This is a genomic window from Actinoplanes sp. KI2, assembly GCF_025630775.1.
Lineage (GTDB): Bacteria > Actinomycetota > Actinomycetes > Mycobacteriales > Micromonosporaceae > Actinoplanes.
In genome coordinates, this window is record NZ_JAOSZE010000011.1 from 31047 (window position 1) to 50127 (window position 19081).

General features: G+C 71.8%; 13 protein-coding genes and 2 pseudogenes. 13 read left to right on the plus strand and 2 right to left on the minus strand.

The genetic code is table 11. The annotated features are described in order from the left end of the window. The first annotated feature begins 55 nt into the window (after positions 1-55). The 11 genes from ODJ79_RS13325 (at position 56) to ODJ79_RS13375 (ending at position 15141) form a co-directional block, all read left to right on the plus strand. Positions 56-628 (plus strand): fibronectin type III domain-containing protein, encoded by a 573-nt coding sequence (locus tag ODJ79_RS13325; RefSeq protein WP_263023721.1) that lies wholly within the window; start codon positions 56-58, stop codon positions 626-628. 45 nt (positions 629-673) lie between these two features. Continuing rightward, positions 674-2236 carry a Na+/H+ antiporter gene (locus ODJ79_RS13330; protein ID WP_263023722.1) on the plus strand — a complete coding sequence of 521 codons (1563 nt, stop codon included), beginning with the start codon at positions 674-676 and terminating at the stop codon, positions 2234-2236. Then, positions 2233-2496 carry a UBP-type zinc finger domain-containing protein gene (locus ODJ79_RS13335; RefSeq protein ID WP_263023723.1) on the plus strand — a complete coding sequence of 88 codons (264 nt, stop codon included), beginning with the start codon at positions 2233-2235 and terminating at the stop codon, positions 2494-2496. The genes ODJ79_RS13330 and ODJ79_RS13335 overlap by 4 nt, the downstream gene beginning before the upstream one ends. Before the next feature lie 79 nt (positions 2497-2575). Next, the gene (locus tag ODJ79_RS13340) at positions 2576-3493 is read left to right on the plus strand and encodes a ketopantoate reductase family protein (RefSeq protein WP_263023724.1); all 918 of its coding nucleotides are present in this window, start codon (positions 2576-2578) and stop codon (positions 3491-3493) included. 145 nt (positions 3494-3638) lie between these two features. Beyond that, the gene (glgX, locus tag ODJ79_RS13345) at positions 3639-5750 is read left to right on the plus strand and encodes a glycogen debranching protein GlgX (RefSeq protein WP_263023725.1); all 2112 of its coding nucleotides are present in this window, start codon (positions 3639-3641) and stop codon (positions 5748-5750) included. Next, positions 5750-8032, plus strand: a complete 2283-nt coding sequence (treY, locus tag ODJ79_RS13350) for a malto-oligosyltrehalose synthase (RefSeq protein ID WP_263023726.1) — start codon at positions 5750-5752, stop codon at positions 8030-8032. Before glgX ends, treY begins: the two co-directional genes overlap by 1 nt. Further along, positions 8029-9759 (plus strand): malto-oligosyltrehalose trehalohydrolase, encoded by a 1731-nt coding sequence (treZ, locus tag ODJ79_RS13355; RefSeq protein WP_263023727.1) that lies wholly within the window; start codon positions 8029-8031, stop codon positions 9757-9759. Before treY ends, treZ begins: the two co-directional genes overlap by 4 nt. A gap of 33 nt (positions 9760-9792) precedes the next feature. Then, complete coding sequence (locus tag ODJ79_RS13360; RefSeq protein ID WP_263023728.1) at positions 9793-10929, plus strand: transporter substrate-binding domain-containing protein; 1137 nt, start codon at positions 9793-9795, stop codon at positions 10927-10929. Next, positions 10926-11948, plus strand: a complete 1023-nt coding sequence (locus ODJ79_RS13365; RefSeq protein ID WP_263023729.1) for a hypothetical protein — start codon at positions 10926-10928, stop codon at positions 11946-11948. Before ODJ79_RS13360 ends, ODJ79_RS13365 begins: the two co-directional genes overlap by 4 nt. A gap of 70 nt (positions 11949-12018) precedes the next feature. Then, positions 12019-12738, plus strand: a complete 720-nt coding sequence (locus tag ODJ79_RS13370) for a PP2C family protein-serine/threonine phosphatase (protein WP_263023730.1) — start codon at positions 12019-12021, stop codon at positions 12736-12738. 81 nt (positions 12739-12819) lie between these two features. Continuing rightward, positions 12820-15141 carry a putative bifunctional diguanylate cyclase/phosphodiesterase gene (locus ODJ79_RS13375; protein ID WP_263023731.1) on the plus strand — a complete coding sequence of 774 codons (2322 nt, stop codon included), beginning with the start codon at positions 12820-12822 and terminating at the stop codon, positions 15139-15141. Here the strand turns inward: ODJ79_RS13375 and ODJ79_RS47130 are convergent. Continuing rightward, a pseudogene (locus ODJ79_RS47130) lies at positions 15134-16135 on the minus strand (ATP-dependent helicase C-terminal domain-containing protein); the annotation flags it as partial. The gene ODJ79_RS13375 and the pseudogene ODJ79_RS47130 overlap by 8 nt on opposite strands. Positions 16136-16447: 312 nt before the next feature. Next, positions 16448-18019: pseudogene (locus ODJ79_RS47135) on the minus strand (helicase-related protein); the annotation flags it as partial. Positions 18020-18221: 202 nt separating this feature from the next. On the opposite strand from ODJ79_RS47135, the gene uraD reads away from it, so the two are divergent. Together uraD and uraH are read left to right on the plus strand one after the other, a co-directional pair. Next, positions 18222-18731, plus strand: a complete 510-nt coding sequence (gene uraD / locus ODJ79_RS13385) for a 2-oxo-4-hydroxy-4-carboxy-5-ureidoimidazoline decarboxylase (RefSeq protein WP_263023733.1) — start codon at positions 18222-18224, stop codon at positions 18729-18731. After that, positions 18718-19080 (plus strand): hydroxyisourate hydrolase, encoded by a 363-nt coding sequence (gene uraH, locus ODJ79_RS13390; protein WP_263023734.1) that lies wholly within the window; start codon positions 18718-18720, stop codon positions 19078-19080. Before uraD ends, uraH begins: the two co-directional genes overlap by 14 nt. Position 19081 lies beyond the last annotated feature (1 nt).

The window sequence follows — 19081 nt, forward strand, 5'->3', positions numbered from 1 at the left end:
TCTCCGGTCGATCTGATCCGCGACAGCGGTTCGAGACGCGAGGGAGGGCGGGCCGGTGCGCCGTCGTTGGCTGGGCATCCTGATCTTCGCGCCGCTCGTGCTCGGCGGCTGCGGTTCCGGCGGCACCCCGAGTGCGGCGCCGACCCCCAGCGGCTCACCCTGGATCATCTACCTCCCCGGCAATGCCGCCGCGTCGCAGGCCCCGTCGGGCGCCGGCACGCCGAGCGCCTTCCCGACCGGCTTCCTGCCGCTGCCGTCCGGCTCCGTCACCGCGTCGCCCTCCGGGTCGCCGGCCTGCCCGCGGGAGATCTCGCACGGCATCGCCGGTGCCACCGTCGTGCCCGGCCGCACCAGCGCCGCGGTCACCTTCTACAACCCGGGCGGCTCGGACCTGGTCGAGTACCGGGTCACCGCGATCTCCCAGGATCTGGTCGCCGGGCCGCAGCGCGACGTCGGCTGGACCGTGCTCACCCCCGGCTCGGGCTGCGGCTTCCTCACCGCGACGGTCACCGGCCTCGACCCGAAGACCCACTACGTCTTCTCGGTCGACGCGGTCACCACCAGGCTCGGCATGGACGGCACGCAGGCCGCGACGGTCGCCCGCTCGCTGGTGGTGCAGACGACATAGGCGCTGCGTCGGGGTGCCCGGGCCGAACTCTCTAAGCTTCCCGGCATGGAGAGCATCGTCGACGTGGTCGTGCTGGTGGCGATCTCGGTGCTCGGCGCGGCTCTGGCCCGCCGCCTGGGCTTCGTGGCGCCGCTGGTGCTGCTGGTCGCCGGCCTGGCGCTGTCGTACGTGCCGGGTTTCCCGCAGGCGCACCTCGAGCCCGAGCTGGTGCTGATCGGCATCCTGCCGCCGCTGCTCTACGTGGCCGCGCTGCAGACGTCGGTGCCGGCGTTCCGCCGGCATCTGCGCCCGATCCTGCTGCTCGCGATCGGTTTGGTGCTGCTCACGGCGTTCGCGGTGGGCACTGTGGTGCATTGGATCCTGCCGCAGATTCCGTACGCCGCGTGCGTGGCCCTGGGCGCGATCGTGGCACCGCCGGACGCGGTGTCGGCGACCGCGATCGCCCGCTCGGTCGGCCTGCCGCGCCGGGTCGTCACCATCCTCGAGGGCGAGAGCCTGCTCAACGACGCGACCGCGCTGGTGCTGGTGCGCATCTCGGGCAGCGCGCTGGCCGGCATTGCGGTCGGGTTCTGGCCGATCGTCGGGCAGGTGGCGCTCAAGGCCGGCGGCGGTGTGCTGATCGGGCTGGCCGCCGCGTTCCTGGCCGCCAAGCTGCACCGCAAGATCGAGGATCCGCTGCTGGACGACGCGGTGTCGCTGCTCACCCCGTTCGTGGTGGTGCTCGTTGCGGAGGGGCTGAGCAGCTCGAGCGTGGTGGCCGTGGTGATCGCCGGGCTCTACCTGGGGCACCGGATCCCGTACCTGCTGTCGCCGACCTCCCGCCTGCAGATGGAGGCGGTCTGGCGGCTGATCACGTTCCTCCTGGAGGGCGTGGTGTTCCTGCTGGTCGGGCTCCAACTGCGGAGCATCGGCTCCAGCATCGAGACCGACGTGGGCACGACCGTCGCGGTCACCGCCGCGGTGATCGGCACCGTCGTCGTGGTGCGCTTCGTCTGGATGTATCCGGCGACCTACCTCGTCCGGATGATTCCGCGCATCCGCCGCCGCGAGGAACGGCCGCCGTGGACCATGCCGACGGTGATCGCCTGGGCCGGCATGCGCGGCGTGGTCACCCTCGCCGCCGCGCAGACGCTGCCGGACAAGTACACCTCGCAATTCAAGGACCTGTTCATCTTCGTCGCGTTCGCCGTGATCGTTTTCACGTTGCTGCTGCAGGGCACCACGCTGCCGTGGCTCGCGGTGCGGCTCGGCGTGCGGCAGGACACCACGTCCGCCGACGCGCTGGCCGAGGCCGGCGTGCAGCACCAGGCCAGCCGGGCCGCCCTGGCCGCGCTCGAGGAGAAGGCGGACGGCGCGCCGATCGAGGTGGTGGACCGGCTGCGGGCGCTGGCCGAGTCCCGCTCCAACAATGCGTGGGAACGACTCGGTAATCAGCAGCAGGAGACCCCCTCGGCGGCGTACGGTCGGCTGCGGCGCGAGATGATCAGCGCGGAACGGCACGTCTTCAAGATCGCCCGCAACGAGGGCCGGATTCCCGAGGAAGTGCTGACCCGCGCCCAGCGCGAGCTCGACCTGGAAGAGTCCCAGCTGCAACGGAGTGACGATTGACCTGCCAGCATCTGGCGACGGCCGGCGAGCCGGCGCCCCGGTCGGCGTACGAGGACGGGTGCCCGCAATGCGTGGCCGACGGCTTCACCGGATGGGTGCACCTGCGCCTGTGCCTGGACTGCGGCACGGTGGCCTGCTGCGACTCCTCCCCACGCCGCCACATGTCGGCCCACCACGACCAGACCGGCCACCCCGTGATGCGCTCCTTCGAACCCGGCGAGAAATGGCGCTGGTGCTTCGTCGACGAGCTGCTGGGCTGACCGTCGCCGGCAACGTGGCGCTCGACGCATCGGTGGCGCAGGTGGGTCCGCGGGGCGGATTTTCGAGTTAGATGGGTTCGTGCGGACTCTCTTCGTTGGAGCCGGAGCGACCGGCGGGTACTTCGGCGGGCGGCTCGCCGAGGCCGGCAAGGACATCACCTTCCTGGTACGACCGGGACGTCGGGCGGTGCTCGACCGGCGCGGTCTGCGGATCAAGAGCCCGGGCGGCGGCGAGACCGTCTCACACCCCAAGCTGATCACGGCGGACACTGTCGACGGCCCGTACGACCTGGTGGTGCTCGCGGTCAAGAGCTACGCGCTCGAGCAGGCAATGATCGACATGGCCCCGGCGATCGGCCCCCGGACGGTGATCGTGCCGCTGCTCAACGGCCTGCGGCACGTCGAGGAGCTGCGGGGAGCCTTCGGGCCGGAGCGGGCCTGGGGAGGGGTCTGCCTGATCGAGGCGACCGTCGACCCGGACGGCGACATCGTGCAGATGTCCTCGCTGCACCGGATCGGGTACGGCCCGCTCGACGGCGAGGACGGGCGGCTGCCCGAGGTGACCTTCGCGCTGTCCGGCGAGGAGTTCGACTCGAACCCGTCGCACACGATCGTGCAGGACATGTGGGAAAAGTGGATCTTCCTGGCCACCATGGCCGGTCTCACCACGCTGATGCGGGCCAGCCTCCGCGACCTCAACGCCGCCCCCGGTGGGCCCGATCTCGCCGACCGGATGGTGGGCGAGGCGATCGCGATCGCCGCCGCGGCCGGGCACGAGCCACGGCCGGGGGCGGTCGCGGTGCTGCGGAGCAACCTTGCCACCACCGCGCCGCGAACCTCGTCCATGTACCGGGACATGGCGCAGGGCCTCCCGGTCGAGTCCGACGCGATCCTCGGCGATCTGCTGGCCGAGGCGGCCAAGCACGACGTCCCCGCGCCGATGCTGGCCGCGGCGTACACCAACCTGAGCATCTACGCCGCCAAGCGGGCCGGCTGAAGGTATCGATCAGCGGGCAACCGGACACTCGTGGGGATACCGCCGTCCGGATCGGTGAGAATGACCGCTGACGCGCCGCGCAAGGGTTACGCCGGACGGCCGGCGGGCATGCTGCGAGGCGCCGACGAAGGGGTGGGAGCTCAACATGCAGGTTTGGCCTGGTCACCGGTACCCGTTGGGCGCCACGTACGACGGCACGGGCACGAACTTCGCGATCTTCGCCGAGGGAGCCGAGGCGGTCGAGCTCTGCCTGTTCGACCCGGCCGGGAACGAGCGCAAGGTCCAGTTGCACGAGCAGGACGCGTTCGTGTGGCACGCCTACCTGCCGGGCGTCGAGCCGGGCCAGCGGTACGGCTACCGGATGTACGGGCCGTACGAGCCGAGCCGCGGGTTGCGCTACAACCCGCACAAGCTGCTGCTCGACCCGTACGCCCGGGCGGTGGACTCGGACGTCCAATGGCACCCGTCGCTGTACGCGTACGACTTCGCCAACCCGGACCAGATGTCGGATCTGGACTCGGCCCAGTACATGGCCAAGGGCGTGGTGGTGAACCCGTACTTCGACTGGGGGAACGACCGCCGGCCGGACATCCCGTACCACCACTCGGTGATCTACGAGACGCACGTGAAGGGCCTGACCGAGCGGCATCCCGACGTGCCCAAGGACATGCGCGGCAGCTACTCGGCGATCGGCCACCCGGCGATCATCGAGCACCTCAAGGGGCTCGGGGTGACGGCCGTCGAGCTCATGCCGGTGCACCAGTTCGTGCACGACAACCGGCTGCACGATCTCGGCCTGCGCAACTACTGGGGCTACAACACGCTCGGCTTCTTCGCGCCCTACCAGGGCTACTCGTCGACCGGCACGCTGGGCCAGCAGACCCAGGAGTTCCGGGGGATGGTCAAGGCCCTGCACAAGGCCGGCATGGAGGTCATCCTCGACGTCGTCTACAACCACACCGCCGAGGGCAATCACCTGGGTCCGACGCTCAGCCTCAAGGGCATCGACAACCGCACGTACTACCGCCTGGTCGACGATCAGCCGCAGTTCTACATGGACTACACCGGAACGGGTAACAGCCTCAACGTGCGCAGTCCGCAGAGCCTCCAGCTGATCATGGATTCGCTGCGCTACTGGGTGACCGACATGCACGTCGACGGGTTCCGCTTCGATCTCGCCTCGACGCTGGCCCGCGAGTTCTACGACGTCGACCGGCTGTCCACCTTCTTCGAGGTGGTGCAGCAGGACCCGGTGGTCGGCCAGGTGAAGCTGATCGCCGAGCCGTGGGACGTGGGGCCGGGCGGCTACCAGGTGGGCAACTTCCCGCCGAACTGGACCGAGTGGAACGGCAAGTACCGGGACACGGTCCGCGACTTCTGGCGGGGCGAGCCGGCCACCCTCGCCGAGTTCGCGTCCCGGATCACCGGGTCGGCCGACCTCTACCAGGACGACGGGCGCAAGCCGTTCCACTCGATCAACTTCGTCACCGCGCACGACGGGTTCACGCTCACCGACCTGGTCTCGTACAACGACAAGCACAACGAGGCCAACGGCGAGGAGAACCGGGACGGCGAGAGCCACAACCGGTCCTGGAACTGCGGGATCGAGGGCCCGACCAAGGATCCCAAGGTGCTGTCGCTGAGGGCCAAGCAGCGGCGCAACTTCCTGGCCACGCTGATGCTCTCGCAGGGCGTGCCGATGATCTCGCACGGCGACGAGCTGGGCCGCACCCAGCAGGGCAACAACAACGCCTACTGCCAGGACAACGAGATCGCCTGGGTGGACTGGGAACACGCCGACGAGCAGCTGCTGGAGTTCACCCGGCGGCTGACCGCGTTCCGGCACCGGCACCAGGTCTTCCAGCGGCGCCGGTTCTTCACCGGGCTGCCGGTGACCGCGCGCGGCGGCGGCGACCCGCTGCCCGACCTGGAGTGGTTCACCCCGGACGGGCGGCAGATGGCCGGCGACGACTGGGGCAACGACTTCGGCCGGGCGGTGGCGCTGTTCGTCAACGGCGAGGGCATCCGCGAGCGCGGCCAGTACGGCCAGCGACACGTGGACTCGTCGTTCCTGCTCTTCTTCAACGCGCACGACGCGCCCATCGAGTTCGTCACGCCGCCCGCCGAGTACGGCGAGAAGTGGGAGAAGGTCATCGAGACGGCCGAGCCCTCCCCGGACCGCCCGTCGATCGTCGAGGCCGGCAGCAAGATCTGGGTCCCGGACCGGTCGCTCATCGTGCTGGACAGGACGGTCTGATGCCCGGATCCGCCCAGCCCCCGTCCGGAACCTACCGGGTACAGGTCCGCCCGGACTTCCCGTTGTCGGCGGCCGCCGCGCTCGCCGACTACCTGGCCGATCTCGGCGTCAGCCACCTCTACACGGCGCCGCTGCTGACCGCCGTTCCCGGCTCGCCGCACGGCTACGACGTCGTCGACCACCGGTTCGTCAACCCGGCCCTGGGCGGCTCGTCGGCACTGTCGGATCTGTCCGAGACGCTCCGGGCGGCGGGCCTCGGCCTCGTGGTGGACATCGTCCCGAACCACGCGGGCGTGGCCGTGCCGCACGCCAACCCGACGTGGTGGGACGTCCTGAAAAATGGGCAGAAGTCTGACTTCTGCGAGTTTTATGACATCGACTGGTCGCGCGGTCGCATCCTCATCCCGGTGCTGGCCGACGCGCCGGACGAGGTGGACCGGCTGACCGTCGAGGGCGACGAGCTCCGCTACTACGACCACCGCTACCCGATCGCCCCGGGCACCGGCGACGGCACCCCGCAGGAGATCCACGACCGGCAACACTACGAGCTGGCCAACTGGACCCGCGGCGACCTCGAGCTCAACTACCGCCGCTTCTTCGCCATCACCGACCTGGCCGGGCTGCGGGTCGAGGACCCGGCGGTGTTCGACGCCACGCACGCCGAGATCCTCCGCTGGCGCCGCGAGGGCATCGTCGACGGCCTCCGGGTCGACCACCCCGACGGCCTGCGCGACCCCGGCGACTATCTGACCCGGCTGCACGAGGCCGCGCCCGGCGCCTGGCTGGTGGTCGAGAAGATCCTCGAGCCCGGCGAGCCGCTGCCGCCCTGGCCGGTCGCGGGCACCACCGGCTACGACGCGCTCGCCGAGGTCTGCGGCGTCTTCGTGGACCCGTCCACCGAGACGTTCTTCGACACCCTGCAGCACCATCTGACCGGGGCCGAGACCTCGTGGCAGGACCAGGTGCACGAGGCGAAGCTCGCGGTGGCCACCACCCAGTTCGCCGCGGAGCTGGCGCGGCTCGCTCGCCTCGTACCCGAGATCGAAAGCGCACCCCGCGCGCTGGCCGAGCTTGCCGCCTGCTTCCCGGTCTATCGCACCTATCTGCCGTTCGGCGGCAGGCATCTCGCGCAGGCCCGGGCCGAGGCCGGACGACGGCGCCCGCAGCTCGTCCCGGTCTTCGAGGCGCTCACCGCCCGGCTGCGCAACCCCGCCGACGAGCTCGCCGTCCGGTTCCAGCAGTTCACCGGCGCGGTGATGGCCAAGGGCGTCGAGGACACCGCGTTCTACCGCTGGACCAGGTTCGCCGCCCGTAACGAGGTCGGCAACGACCCGGCCAAGTTCGGCGTCACCCCGGACGAGTTCCACGAGGCCAACGGCGAGCGGCGGCGAACCTGGCCGGACACGATGACCACGCTCTCCACCCACGACACCAAGCGCAGCGAGGACGTGCGAGCGCGGCTGGCGGTGCTGGCCGAGGTGCCGGGCGACTGGACCGAGGTGGTGCGCCGCTGGGTCCGGATCGCTCCGCTCCCGGACCCCGCGCTCGCGCATCTGATCTGGCAGAGCGCGGTGGGTGCCTGGCCGATCTCCCGCGAGCGCCTTTTCGCGTACGCGGTGAAGGCGGCCCGCGAGGCGGGGACCGTGACCACCTGGTACCACCCGGACGAGGGGTTCGAGGCGCTCGTCCGGGAGATGGTGGACCGGATCTTCGACGACCCGGCCCTGCACCGCGAGGTCGCCGGCTTCGTCGCGTCGATCACCCCGCCCGGCTGGTCGAACTCGCTCGGCCAGAAGGCCGTGCAGCTGACCATGCCCGGCGTCCCCGACGTCTACCAGGGCACCGAGCTGTGGGACTACTCGCTGGTCGACCCGGACAACCGGCGGCCGGTCGACTTCCCGGCCCGGCGCGCGCTGCTGGCCCGGCTCGACGACGGCTGGCTGCCGCCGGTCGACGAGTCCGGCGCGGCGAAGCTGCTGGTCACCAGCCGCGCCCTGCGCCTGCGCGGGCAGCGGCCGGAGCTCTTCACCGGGTATCGCCCGATCTTCGCCGAGGGTCGCCTCGGCGAGCACTGCCTCGCCTACGACCGGGGCGGCGCCGTGACGATCGCCACCCGGCTGCCGATCGGATTGTCACGGCACGGCGGCTGGGGCGACACCACCCTGTCACTCGACGGCCACAGCTGGACGGAAGTGTTCACCGGGACGAGCTACGGCGGGCATCGCTTGGCGGTGGCCGAGCTGCTGCGCACGTACCCCGTCGCCCTGTTGGTGAAAGAATGATGCTCTTCGAAGTCTGGGTCCCCGAGAAGACGGTCAAACTTCTGGTGGCGGGGGAGGAGCGCGCGATGGAGCGCGGTGACGACGGCTGGTGGCGTCTGTCCGTGGACGCCGGTCCCGGCTCCGACTACGCGTTCGTGCTGCCCGACGTCGACTCGCCGCTGCCCGATCCGCGTTCCCCGTGGCAGCCCGCCGGCGTGCACGGGCCCAGCCGGGTCTACGACCATGCCGCGTTCGGCTGGACCGACCAGGCGTGGACCGGGAAGCAGCTGCCCGGCTCGATCCTCTACGAGCTGCACATCGGCACCTTCACCGCGGAGGGCACGTTCGACGCGGCGATCGAGCGGCTGGACCACCTGGTCGGCCTCGGCGTCGACCTGGTCGAGCTGCTGCCGGTCAACGCCTTCAACGGTTCGCACAACTGGGGCTACGACGGCGTCTGCTGGTACGCGCCGCACGAGCCGTACGGCGGGCCGGACGGGCTCAAGCGGTTCGTCGACGCCGCCCACGCGCGCGGGCTGGGCGTCGTCCTCGACGTCGTCTACAACCACTTCGGGCCCAGCGGTGCGTACGCCCCGATGTTCGCCCCCTACCTGAGCAAGCACGGCGCGAACCCGTGGGGCGACTCGATCAACCTGGACGGCCCGCTCTCCGACGAGGTACGCCGCTACATCGCCGACAACGTGTTGATGTGGCTGCGCGACTACCACGTCGACGGCCTGCGGCTGGATGCCGTGCACGCGCTGGTCGACCACTCCGCGGTCCACCTGCTGGAGCAGCTCGCGGTCGCGGTCGAGTCGCTGTCGGCGCACCTGGGCCGGCCGCTCTCGCTGATCGCCGAGTCCGACCTCAACGACCCCAGGCTGATCACGCCGCGGGAGGCCGGCGGTTTCGGGCTGACCGCGCAGTGGGACGACGACGTGCACCACGCGCTGCACACGCTGCTGACCGGCGAGCGGCAGGGGTACTACGGCGACTTCGGCTCGCTGGACTGCCTCCAGACCGTGCTCGAGGGCGCGTTCTTCCACGCCGGCACCTGGTCGAGCTTCCGGCGGCGGCACCACGGCCGGCCGGTCGACCGGCTGCGCACGCCGGGCCACCGGTTCGTGGCGTTCCTGCAGAACCACGATCAGATCGGCAACCGGGCGATCGGCGACCGGATCTCCGCCTCGCTCTCGCCCGGGCTGCTCAAGGTCGGGGCGACGCTGCTGCTGACCGGGCCGTTCACGCCGATGCTGTTCATGGGCGAGGAGTGGGCGGCGAGCAGCCCGTGGCAGTTCTTCACCAGCCACCCCGAGCCGGAGCTGGCCGACGCGGTGCGTACCGGGCGGCGGCGCGAGTTCGCGGCGCACGGCTGGCACTCGGCCGACGTGCCCGACCCGCAGGACCCGGCGACCTTCGAGCGCTCCAAATTGGACTGGGACGAACTGGGCAAGCCGGGGCACGCCGAGATCCTCGCGCTGTACCGGCGGCTGATCGCGCTACGCCGCCAGTATCCTGATTTGTCGGACCCGTGGCTTTCCCGGGTCGAGGTGTGGCACGGCGACAACTACGTGGTGATCCGCCGGGGCGGATGCCTGGTGGCGGCCAACCTGGCGCCGGTACCGCAGACCGTGAGCCTGCGGTCGGTGCCGAGCAAGGTGCTGCTGGCCACCTCGCCGGGGGTGGTCCTGCAACGCGATCGGGTGGAGTTGCCGGCCGAGAGCGCGGTGGTGGTCGCCGCCCGCTGACCGCCGCTCGTGCCGATGGGGCACGATGGTGCGATGACGGAGCGCGGTTCGAGCCGGTTCGCCTGGCCGGTGCGGCGGCGTACGCCTGCCGATCTTCCCGGCCCGGACGGGACCGCGGAGGACATCGCGGCGCAGGACATCGCCGAGCGCGAGGCGGCGGACCGGCGGCTGCCGCCACCCCCGCCCGAGCCGATCGTGGAGGCGCCGCCGCGGTTCAACGTTGCCGTCTTCCGGCTCGGCGGGCTCGGCCTCGCGCTGGTCCTCGCGCTCGTGGTCGCGCTGATCCGGGTGATCGGCACCGGGCCGCCGTCGATCGCGCAGCTGCGCGCCGAGGCCGGCGTGGACGGGTGGCCGTTCCTCACCGTCGGGGTCAAGGGCGACCAGCCGGGCATCGGCTACTACGACCCGAAGCAGCACAGCTGGAGCGGCTTCGACGTCGACATCGCGTACATGATCGCGGAGGATCTCGGCTTCCGCCGGCAGGAGGTCAAGTTCTACGCGATCGAGAGCGAGGACCGGGCCCGCATGCAGGCCACCGATCCGGCCAGCGACCCGCCGAACAAGCGGGTGCCGGTGAACATGGTGATCGCCAGCTACAGCATCACGGCCGAGCGGATCGCGAACGGCGTCCACTTCTCCGTCCCCTACCTGTACACCGAGCAGTCGGTGGTGACGCTCAAGGACCACTCGCCGGTCAACACCCTGAACGATCTCGCGCACAAGAAGGTCTGCTCGCTCTCCGCGTCCACCAGCAGCAGCGCGCTCACCCAGGCCAAGGCCGATGTCGTCACCCGAAACCAGGTCAGCGAGTGCTTCGGCCTGCTCTACGACCATGGCGTCGAGGCGATCAGCACCGACGCCGCGATCCTCGGCGGCTACAAGGCCGGGCCGGACGGCGCCAAGATCCGCCACTGGGACATCGGGCTCGACCGCAGCGAGAAGTGGGGCATCAACGTCGGCGAGAACAAGGCGCTGGAGACGCTGGTGAACATCACGCTCTACAAGTCGTGGAAGGACCCGCACGACGACCGGTGGGAGCTGGCCTACCGGAACAACATCCAGCCCGAGATCGACGAGAACCTGCCCACCCCGCTCGCCGTCGCCGAGCAGCCGCCGGTGGTGCCGCGGCCGGACGTACGGCAGCTGCCCTGGGAGACCGACCTACCGTGACCGAACTCGTGGTCAAGGGTGGCCCGATCCCGCCGCGCCGGCGCCGGGCGCAGCTCAACTGGCTGCTCACCGTGCTGCCGGCGTTCCCGCTGCTGCTGCTCGTGCTGCGGCTGTGGTACCTGAGCCGGCAGGACCTGCCGACGATGCTGCTGCTGGTGCAGTACATCAGCCCGCTCGGCATGATCAGCGCGCTGTTCATCACGCTGATCTGGACGGTGCCCGCGGTCATCCTGGTGCTGCGCGCGCTGGGCGGCATCCTGCTGGTCAGCGATCCGGACGACGCCGGCCGGTCGCTGCTGGCGGTCACCGCCCTGCGGATGCCCGACTGGGTGGTGCTGCTGGCCACCATGCTCGCGGCCCTCACCTGGCAGCTGTTGCTGCTGCCCACCCTCGCCATGCTGGTCGTGTCGATCCTCGGGGTCACCGCGGTGCTGCGCTTCCGCACCGAGCGCTGGATGATGCTGTGGATCACCGTGGGCGTGCCGGTCCTGGTCGGCCTGCTCGTGCTGATCTTCGTAATGCCCGGCATCGTCTCGGCGCTGCAGCACGGCGAGATCTCCACGGCGCTGCTGCTGGCCGTGCCGCCGCTGCTCGGGCCGCTGCTCACCGGGCCGGTGCCGCGCTGGTCGGCCCGGCTCGTCACGCACTGGCCGGCGGTCGCCGCCGCGCTGGTCGCCCCGCTGGCGGTCGGCGTGATCTTCCTGCGCGCGCCGGTGCTGCCGAACAGCGCCGTCGAGGTCGCCGCCGCCAAGGGCCCGGACTCCGTGGTCCGCGGCCAGCTCATCTCGGTCGACGACACCTCGACCACCATGCTGCGCAACGACGGCGAGGTCCTGTTCCTCGACAACAACAAGGTCCGCTCCAAGACCCTGTGCCCGGTGCCGGTGCGGCCGCCGGACAGCGCCGTCTCCGTACGCGGGTGGCCGGTCGAGGAGTCGGCACTTTCCTGGATCGCCCCCACCCACCGCGACAGCGAGGTCGACCCCAGATGTCTCGGACGTCCCCTGAACCCCAGCTGATGGCCCTTTTTGGCGACGCGCCGCCGCCCTCATGCAGACAGGCTTGCCGTGATCTGGGAAGCTGCACGCCATGACCTTGCACCTCCGGTGGGCGGCAGTCACCGACCAAGGACATGTCCGCAGCAACAACGAGGACTGTCACTACGCCGGTGACCACCTGCTCGTCGTTGCCGACGGCATGGGCGGGATGGCCGCCGGCGATCTGGCCAGCCGCCTCGCGATCGAGTCGATGACCGGCCTCGACGTGCCGATCGACAACGACAACCAGATGGATGCGCTGCATCGGGCGCTCGAGGTCGCCAACGGTCGGATCGCCGAGCACGTGGTCGCCGACCCCGAACTGCAGGGCATGGGCACCACGCTGACCGCGGTCATCTTCTCCGGCAGCCGGGCCGCGATGGCGCACGTCGGCGACTCCCGCGCCTACCTGTTGCGCGACGGCCGGCTCAACCAGCTGACCAAGGACGACACGTACGTCCAGATGCTCGTCGATCAGGGGCTGATCAAGCCGGAGGAGGCGGCCGGTCATCCGCGCCGGTCCGTGGTCACCCGGGTGCTGCAGGGCGAGCCGGTCAGTCCGGCGTACGTGATCGTCGAACCGGAAAATGGCGACCGCTGGCTGCTGTGCAGCGACGGGCTCACCGCGGTCGTCAGCAACGAGACGATCGAGCAGGAGATGCTCGCCGCCACCGATCCGAAGTCCTGCGCCGAACGGCTGGTCGATCTCGCGCTGCGCGGCGGCGGCCCGGACAACGTCACGGTGATTGTCGCCGATCTGACAACCGATTGACATACGCGTTATCACTCGCTGATTGCGGTACCTTACTCCGGTCGCGGATCAGGGGGCCGCGGCTCATCTGCGGGGTGATGCATGAGAGCGCGACTGTTCGTCACGCTGACGCTCGTCCTGGGTGCGGTGGCGCTTGGCGAACTGGTCGGGGCGCGCCATTGGCGGTTGTACGACGACGTCGTGCAGACGGTCGCGGGGGCGGCCGCGGCCTGGGTGTGCTTCGTGACGGCGGCGCGTCGCAGCCGGGGCACCGAGCGGCGATGGCCCCTGCTCGCCGGCGCCGGCCTGGCCGGGTGGGCGGTGGTCCGGCTCTGGTGGGTCGTGCTCGATGTGGTCGATCCGCACCGCAAGAGCACCACGGCGGCCGACATCGGCTTCCTCATCCTGCCCGCGTGCCTGCTGCTCGCCCTGCTCAGCGTCCCGTACCCGCGGCCCCGGCCGGCGCCGACCTCGACCCGCCGTGACCAGATCGCGCTCCTGATCGACAGCGTGCTGATCGCCGGGTCCCTGCTCGCGCTCGGCTGGTCGGTGGTGCCGCGGTCCGCCTTCGACTGGGCCGGGCAGAGCTCGTGGGTGCTCGGCCTGGCCGCCGCGTACCCGATCGCCGACCTGCTGCTTTTCACCATGGTGTTGTTGCTGCTGCTCACCCGGCCCGGCTCGCCGGCCGCCCGGGTGCCGCTGCACCTGATCGGCATCGCCCTGGCCGGGTTCGTGGTCAGCGACTCGCTGCGGCTGATGTGCCTCGGCGAGGGTCCGCTGAGCCCGCTGGAGTCGACGGGCTACCTGATCGGCTGCGCGTTCGTGGCGCTCGCCGTGGTGACCCGGCCGGCCGTCGCCGGCGACCCGATCGGCGACGTGGCCGAGCGCGACTGGCTGCACCTGCTTCTGCCGTACGTGCCGGTGACCGTCACCGGGATCGTCATCGCCATCAGCACCGGGGCGGGCAATCCACTGTCGCCGTTCGAGGCGTACCTCGGCTGGCTGGGTCTGGGGTTGGTGGTGGCCCGGCAGATGTTCACCATCGTGGACAACACCGTGCTGCTCGACCGGGTGTCCGAGGGGCAGCAGCGGCTCCGCCATCAGGCGTACCACGATCCGCTGACCGGCCTGGCCAACCGGGCGCTCTTCCGCGAGCGGCTGGTGCGCGCCCTCGACGCGCACCGGCACCGCGGCCGGTCGGTGGCCGTGCTCTTCGCCGACCTCGACGACTTCAAGCTGGTCAACGACAGCTTCGGGCACGCGATGGGCGACCGGGTGCTGCGCGCGATCGCCGAGCGCCTGCAGGGCTGCGTGTCGCCGGACGACCTGGTGGCCCGGCTCGGCGGCGACGAGTTCGCGGTGGTGCTCGACCAGCACCCGGCCGACGCGGAACCGGCCGGGCATCGGATCCTGGCCGCGCTGCGCGAGCCGTTCCACATCGACGGGCACCGGATCGGCGTCGGGGCGAGCATCGGCCTGGTCGTACCCGATCCGGGCGAGCCGATGTCGGCGGACGCGCTGCTGCGCCGGGCCGACTCGGCGATGTATTCCAGCAAGCGCCGGGGAAAGGGCTCGCTGGCCCGCTACGCCGGTGCCGCGGACGGCGGCCCCAACGCGGACATGCCCCACCTGCTGGCCCAGGCCCTGGCCGCGGGCGGCCAGCCGGCGGCGTCCGGCTTCGAGGTCTACTACCAGCCGATCGTCCGGCTGGCCGACGGGGCGACGGTCGCGGTCGAGGCGCTGGCCCGCTGGACGCTGGCGGCCGGCCCGGTCCACCCCGACGCGTTCGTGACGATCGCCGAGCGCACCGGCCAGGTCGCCGCGATCGACAACTTCGTCCTCGACCAGGCCTGCGCCGACGCCTCCCGGTTGGCGCTGATCTACGGACGGCCGATCGACGTGCACGTGAACGTGTCGGCCGCCCGCCTCGGCCAGGCGGGCCTGGAGGAGGCGGTGCGGGTCGCGCTGTCCCGGCACAACCTGCCGCCGTCCCGCCTGATCATCGAGATCACCGAGACCCACCGCATCCAGGATCTGCCGGCCGCCTCGGCCGCGGCCGCCCGGCTGCGGGCCCTGGGCCCCCGGATAGCGCTGGACGACTTCGGCAGCGGCTTCAACGCCCTGGCCCAGCTCCACTCGTTGCCGGTCGACATCGTGAAGCTCGACTCCACACTGACCGATGTGGACACCGATCCGGAACGGGCGGCGGCGCTGTGCCGGTCGGTGCTGGCGATCTGCCAGGAGCTGGACATCGCCGTCGTCGCCGAGGGCATCGAGACCCGGGCCCGCGGCGCGGCGCTCGCGGAGCTGGGCTGCCCCTTCGGCCAGGGCTACTTCTACGGCCAGCCCGCCCCGCTGCACCGGCTCCGGGCGCCCGGCGTTCCGGCCCAGCCCGGCTCGTCCTCCCTCCAGCAGCTCACCTAGCTCGTGGCTTGGTGCGGCGGGTGGGTTCCGCCGTGGTCGGGTCCTCCGGCCACGGATGCCGCGGATATCGCCCCCGCAGCTCGGCCCTGACCTGCGGGTATCCCTGCTGCCAGAAGGACGCGAGATCCCGGGTCACCGCGACCGGCCGCCCCGCCGGCGACAACAGATGCAGCAGTACGGGCACCCGCCCGTCGGCGAGCCGGGGCGCGTCCGTCCAGCCGAACGCCTCCTGCACCTTCACGGCCAGCACGGGCGCGGCAACGTCCGAATAGTCCACTCGAACCCGCGACCCGCTCGGCACCGGCAGCCGCTCGGGCGCCACGTCGTCGAGCCGCCCGGCCACCGACCACGGCAGCAGCCGGCGCAGCCCCGCGGTCACGTCGAGCTTGCCGAGATCGGCCCGGCGCCGCGCCGCACCGAGGTCCAGCCACTCCTCGGCCCGGTCGACCAGCGCCGCGTCGCTCACGTCCGGCCACGGCTCGCCGAGCGCCTGGTGCGCGAACGCCAGCCGTTCCCGCAGCTCGACGGCGCCCCGGGACCAGGTCAGCAGCCCGAGCCCGGCGCGCCGCAGCCCGTCGAGCAGGGCGGCGCGTACCAGCGCCGGATCCGGCTCGGCGATCCGCCGCTCGGCCAGCGTGATGGCGCCGAGCCGCCGTACGGTCCGCGCCACCACATCGCCGTGGACCCAGCCGATTTCGGTCGACTCGGACAGCATCGCCCCGGCGGCCTCCCGCGCCGTCTCGTCGTCGAGCGGCGCGGCGGCCCGGATCCGCGCGGTCTTCGCGCCCGCGGCCCGCTCGGCGGACGCCACCGCCAGCCAGCCGACCCCCGCGAGCCCACTGCCCGGCCCCAGCTCGGCCGCCGTGCCGCCGGCCATGAGGTAGGCCCGGCCGCCGGCCTCCCGCACCCGCGCCACCCGCTCCGGATAGGCCATCCCCACGATCAGCCCAGCCGCAAGATCGTCCGGAATGTGCCGCCCTGGCCGCGGACCGCCCCCACCCTCTTGGGCGGGGCCAAGCGAACCACCCCCGCCCGACAATTCCCGGCGTCTGTCCACAGCCGCGGCGCTCGGAACATCCGGTTTTTCGGCTTTGCGCGTGTCGTCGCTCGAGGCGGCCCTCGCAACGTCGGGCATCGTGGCGTCGCTCCAGGCGGTGTCCGCTGTGTCGGGTGTCTTGTCGTCGTGTGCGGCGGTGTCCGTGGCGTCGGGCGTCTTGTCGTCGCCTCCGGCGGTGTCCGTGGCGTCGGGTGTCTCGTCGTCGCCTGCGGTGGCCCCCGCTACGTCGGGCACCTCGACGTCGTCGGCCGGGGAGCGGCTCAGCGCCGCGGTCAATCGCCGCACCTCGCTGCGCCACGAAGGCTCGTTCGCCGAGCGCACCCGCCGCCAAGCCGCGACCACGTCGTCGGAGACCGCGCGCTCGTCGTCGAGCAGCGCCACGATCTCGGCGGCTCGCCGGGCGCCCACCACCGCCGCGCCATCGAGCAATGCCCGCGCCAGCCGCGGATGCAGACCGGCGTCGGCCAGCGCCCGTCCCCGAGGCGTGATCCGCCCGTCCTCGTCGACCGCGCCGAGATCGCGCAGCGTGGTCACCGCGGCCTGCAATGCCCCCGCCGGCGGCCGGTCCGGCAACGCCAGCCCGCTCCCGTCCGGATGCCCCCACAGAGCCAGGTCGAGCGCGAACCCGGTCAGGTCGGCCGCCGTGACCTCCGCCTCGGGCTGGGCCGGCAAACGCTCGTGCTGCGCCTGCGACCAGCATCGATAGACCCGCCCGGGCGCCTCGCGCCCGGCCCGCCCGGCCCGCTGGGTGGCGGCCGCCCGGGACACCGGCACGGTCACCAGCGCACCCAACCCGCGCGCGTGGTCCATCCGCGGGACCCGGCTCAGCCCCGCGTCGACCACCGCCCGCACCCCGGGCACGGTCAGACTGCTTTCCGCCACCGCGGTGACGAGCACGACCCGCCGACGCGCACCGGGCCGCAGGGCAGCATCCTGAATGGACGCCGGCTGCCGCCCGTGCAGCGCCAGCACCTCGACGCCGATGCCGCCGCCCAGCCGCCCGGCCTCGACGCCGATGCCGCCACCCAGCCGCCCGCCCACCGTGTCGAGGCCGCCGCGCCGGCCGCTGCCCAGCCGCCCGCCCACCGTGTAGAGACCGCCGCCCAGCCGCCCGGCCACCGAGTCGATCTCGCGCGCGCCGGGCAGGAAGACCAGCACGTCGCCGTCGCCCTCGGCCAGGGCACGGCGAATCACCGCCGCCACGTGATCGAGCAGCCGAGGATCGACCCGCAGGCCGAGCGGCGGGCTGACCGGCCCCGGCGGCGGCGCCCAATGCACCTCGACCGGGAACAGCCGGGCCTCGGCGCGCACCACCGGCACCGGACCCAGCACCGACGTGTCGGCCGTCGCCGAGGCGGCCACCAGCTGCAGGTCGGGCCGCAGCGCCGCCCGCACCTCGAGCAGGAACGCCAGCGACAGGTCGGTGTCGAGATGCCGCTCGTGACACTCGTCGATCATCACGACGTCGGTGCCGGCCAGCTCGGGATCACGCTGCAGGCGGCGGACCAGAACGCCGGTGGTGACCACCTCGACCATGGTGCGGCGGGAGACGCGACGCTCGCCCCGCACCGAGAAGCCGACCCGGTCGCCCACCCGCTCGCCGAGCAGCGACGCCATCCGGCGGGCGGCGGCGCGGGCGGCGAGGCGGCGCGGCTCGGCGACCACGACCCGCCCCTCCAGAGCCAGCGGAACCAGCGTGGTCTTTCCGGTGCCGGGCGGCGCGACCAGCACCGCCGCGCCCGCGGCCGCCAGCGACTCGCGCAGCTCGGGGAGGACCGGCCGGATCGGCAGGTCGGGCAGCGACGCGTCGGGGATGAGCACGGACCCATCCTGCCGCAGGGGTCCGACAGAACCGAGACCCGGGCAGGTCCGATAAAACCGACAATAACCGGCGCCCCGAAAACTGTCGGACCCGGATGGCAAGGTCTGCGGCAACCGGAACGGGACTGTTAAATCCCGCCCAAAGGTCTGCACTCGCACGAGTCGGCCTGCTTGACTGATCGACACAGGAGGGGGTTGCCGGATGGACACCGTGGAGGTCTTCAATGCGTTGCCCGCCGCCCGCCTCGACGAGCAACTCCTCGCCTGCTGCGCCGCCCCCGCGTGGGGCGCCGCCATCGTCGCGAAACGCCCCTACCGGGAACGATTGGAGATCGTCCAGGCGGCCGACGCCGCGGCACGCGCGCTGAGCTGGGACGAGGTGCGGGTCGCCCTGTCCGCCCACCCGCGGATCGGGGAGCGGGCGAGCGGTGATTCGGCGGAGGCGTCCTGGTCGCGGCAGGAGCAGTCGACCGCGGCCCGGAGCGCCGACGATGCCACGAAGGCTGCGCTTGTCGACGTCAACCGGGCGTACGAGAGCCGGTTCGGTCAGGTGTTTTTGATCTTTGCCAGTGGCCGCACGCAGGAGGAGATACTCGCCGAGGCGCGCCGGCGGCTGGCCAACGACGAGGACACCGAGCGGACGGTCGTGGCGGACGAGTTGCGCAAGATTGCGCTGCTCCGGCTGGAGCGGGTGCTCGATGCCCTCGGATGACGGCACGGAGCCCGAGCTCCACGCCAAGATCTCGACGCATATCCTGGACACGGTGACCGGCGAGCCGGCCCGCGACGTCTACGTGCGGCTGGAACGGCGCGACTCGGAGGGCTGGCGCACGATCGCCGAGGGCCGCACCGACCGGGACGGACGGCTGCGCTATCGGGTGCCGCTGCACGAGTGGCAGGCCGGCGGCTATCGGCTGTTCTTCTACGTCGAGCCCTACCTGGGGGAGGACTGCTTCTTCCCGGAGGTCACCGTCGCGTTCCACGTCCGCGACCCCGAGCGGCACTACCACGTGCCGCTGCTGCTCAGCCGATTCGGCTACACCACCTACCGAGGGAGCTGAC

Bases quoted from the DNA above. Each gene is read 5' to 3' on its own strand.
- ODJ79_RS13330 (WP_263023722.1), top strand. From the start codon at position 674: ATGGAGAGCATCGTCGACGTGGTCGTGCTGGTGGCGATCTCGGTGCTC.
- glgX (WP_263023725.1), top strand. From the start codon at position 3,639: ATGCAGGTTTGGCCTGGTCACCGGTACCCGTTGGGCGCCACGTACGAC.
- treY (WP_263023726.1), top strand. From the start codon at position 5,750: ATGCCCGGATCCGCCCAGCCCCCGTCCGGAACCTACCGGGTACAGGTC.
- treZ (WP_263023727.1), top strand. From the start codon at position 8,029: ATGATGCTCTTCGAAGTCTGGGTCCCCGAGAAGACGGTCAAACTTCTG.
- ODJ79_RS13360 (WP_263023728.1), top strand. From the start codon at position 9,793: ATGACGGAGCGCGGTTCGAGCCGGTTCGCCTGGCCGGTGCGGCGGCGT.
- ODJ79_RS13370 (WP_263023730.1), top strand. From the start codon at position 12,019: ATGACCTTGCACCTCCGGTGGGCGGCAGTCACCGACCAAGGACATGTC.
- ODJ79_RS13375 (WP_263023731.1), top strand. From the start codon at position 12,820: ATGAGAGCGCGACTGTTCGTCACGCTGACGCTCGTCCTGGGTGCGGTG.
- uraD (WP_263023733.1), top strand. From the start codon at position 18,222: ATGGACACCGTGGAGGTCTTCAATGCGTTGCCCGCCGCCCGCCTCGAC.
- uraH (WP_263023734.1), top strand. From the start codon at position 18,718: ATGCCCTCGGATGACGGCACGGAGCCCGAGCTCCACGCCAAGATCTCG.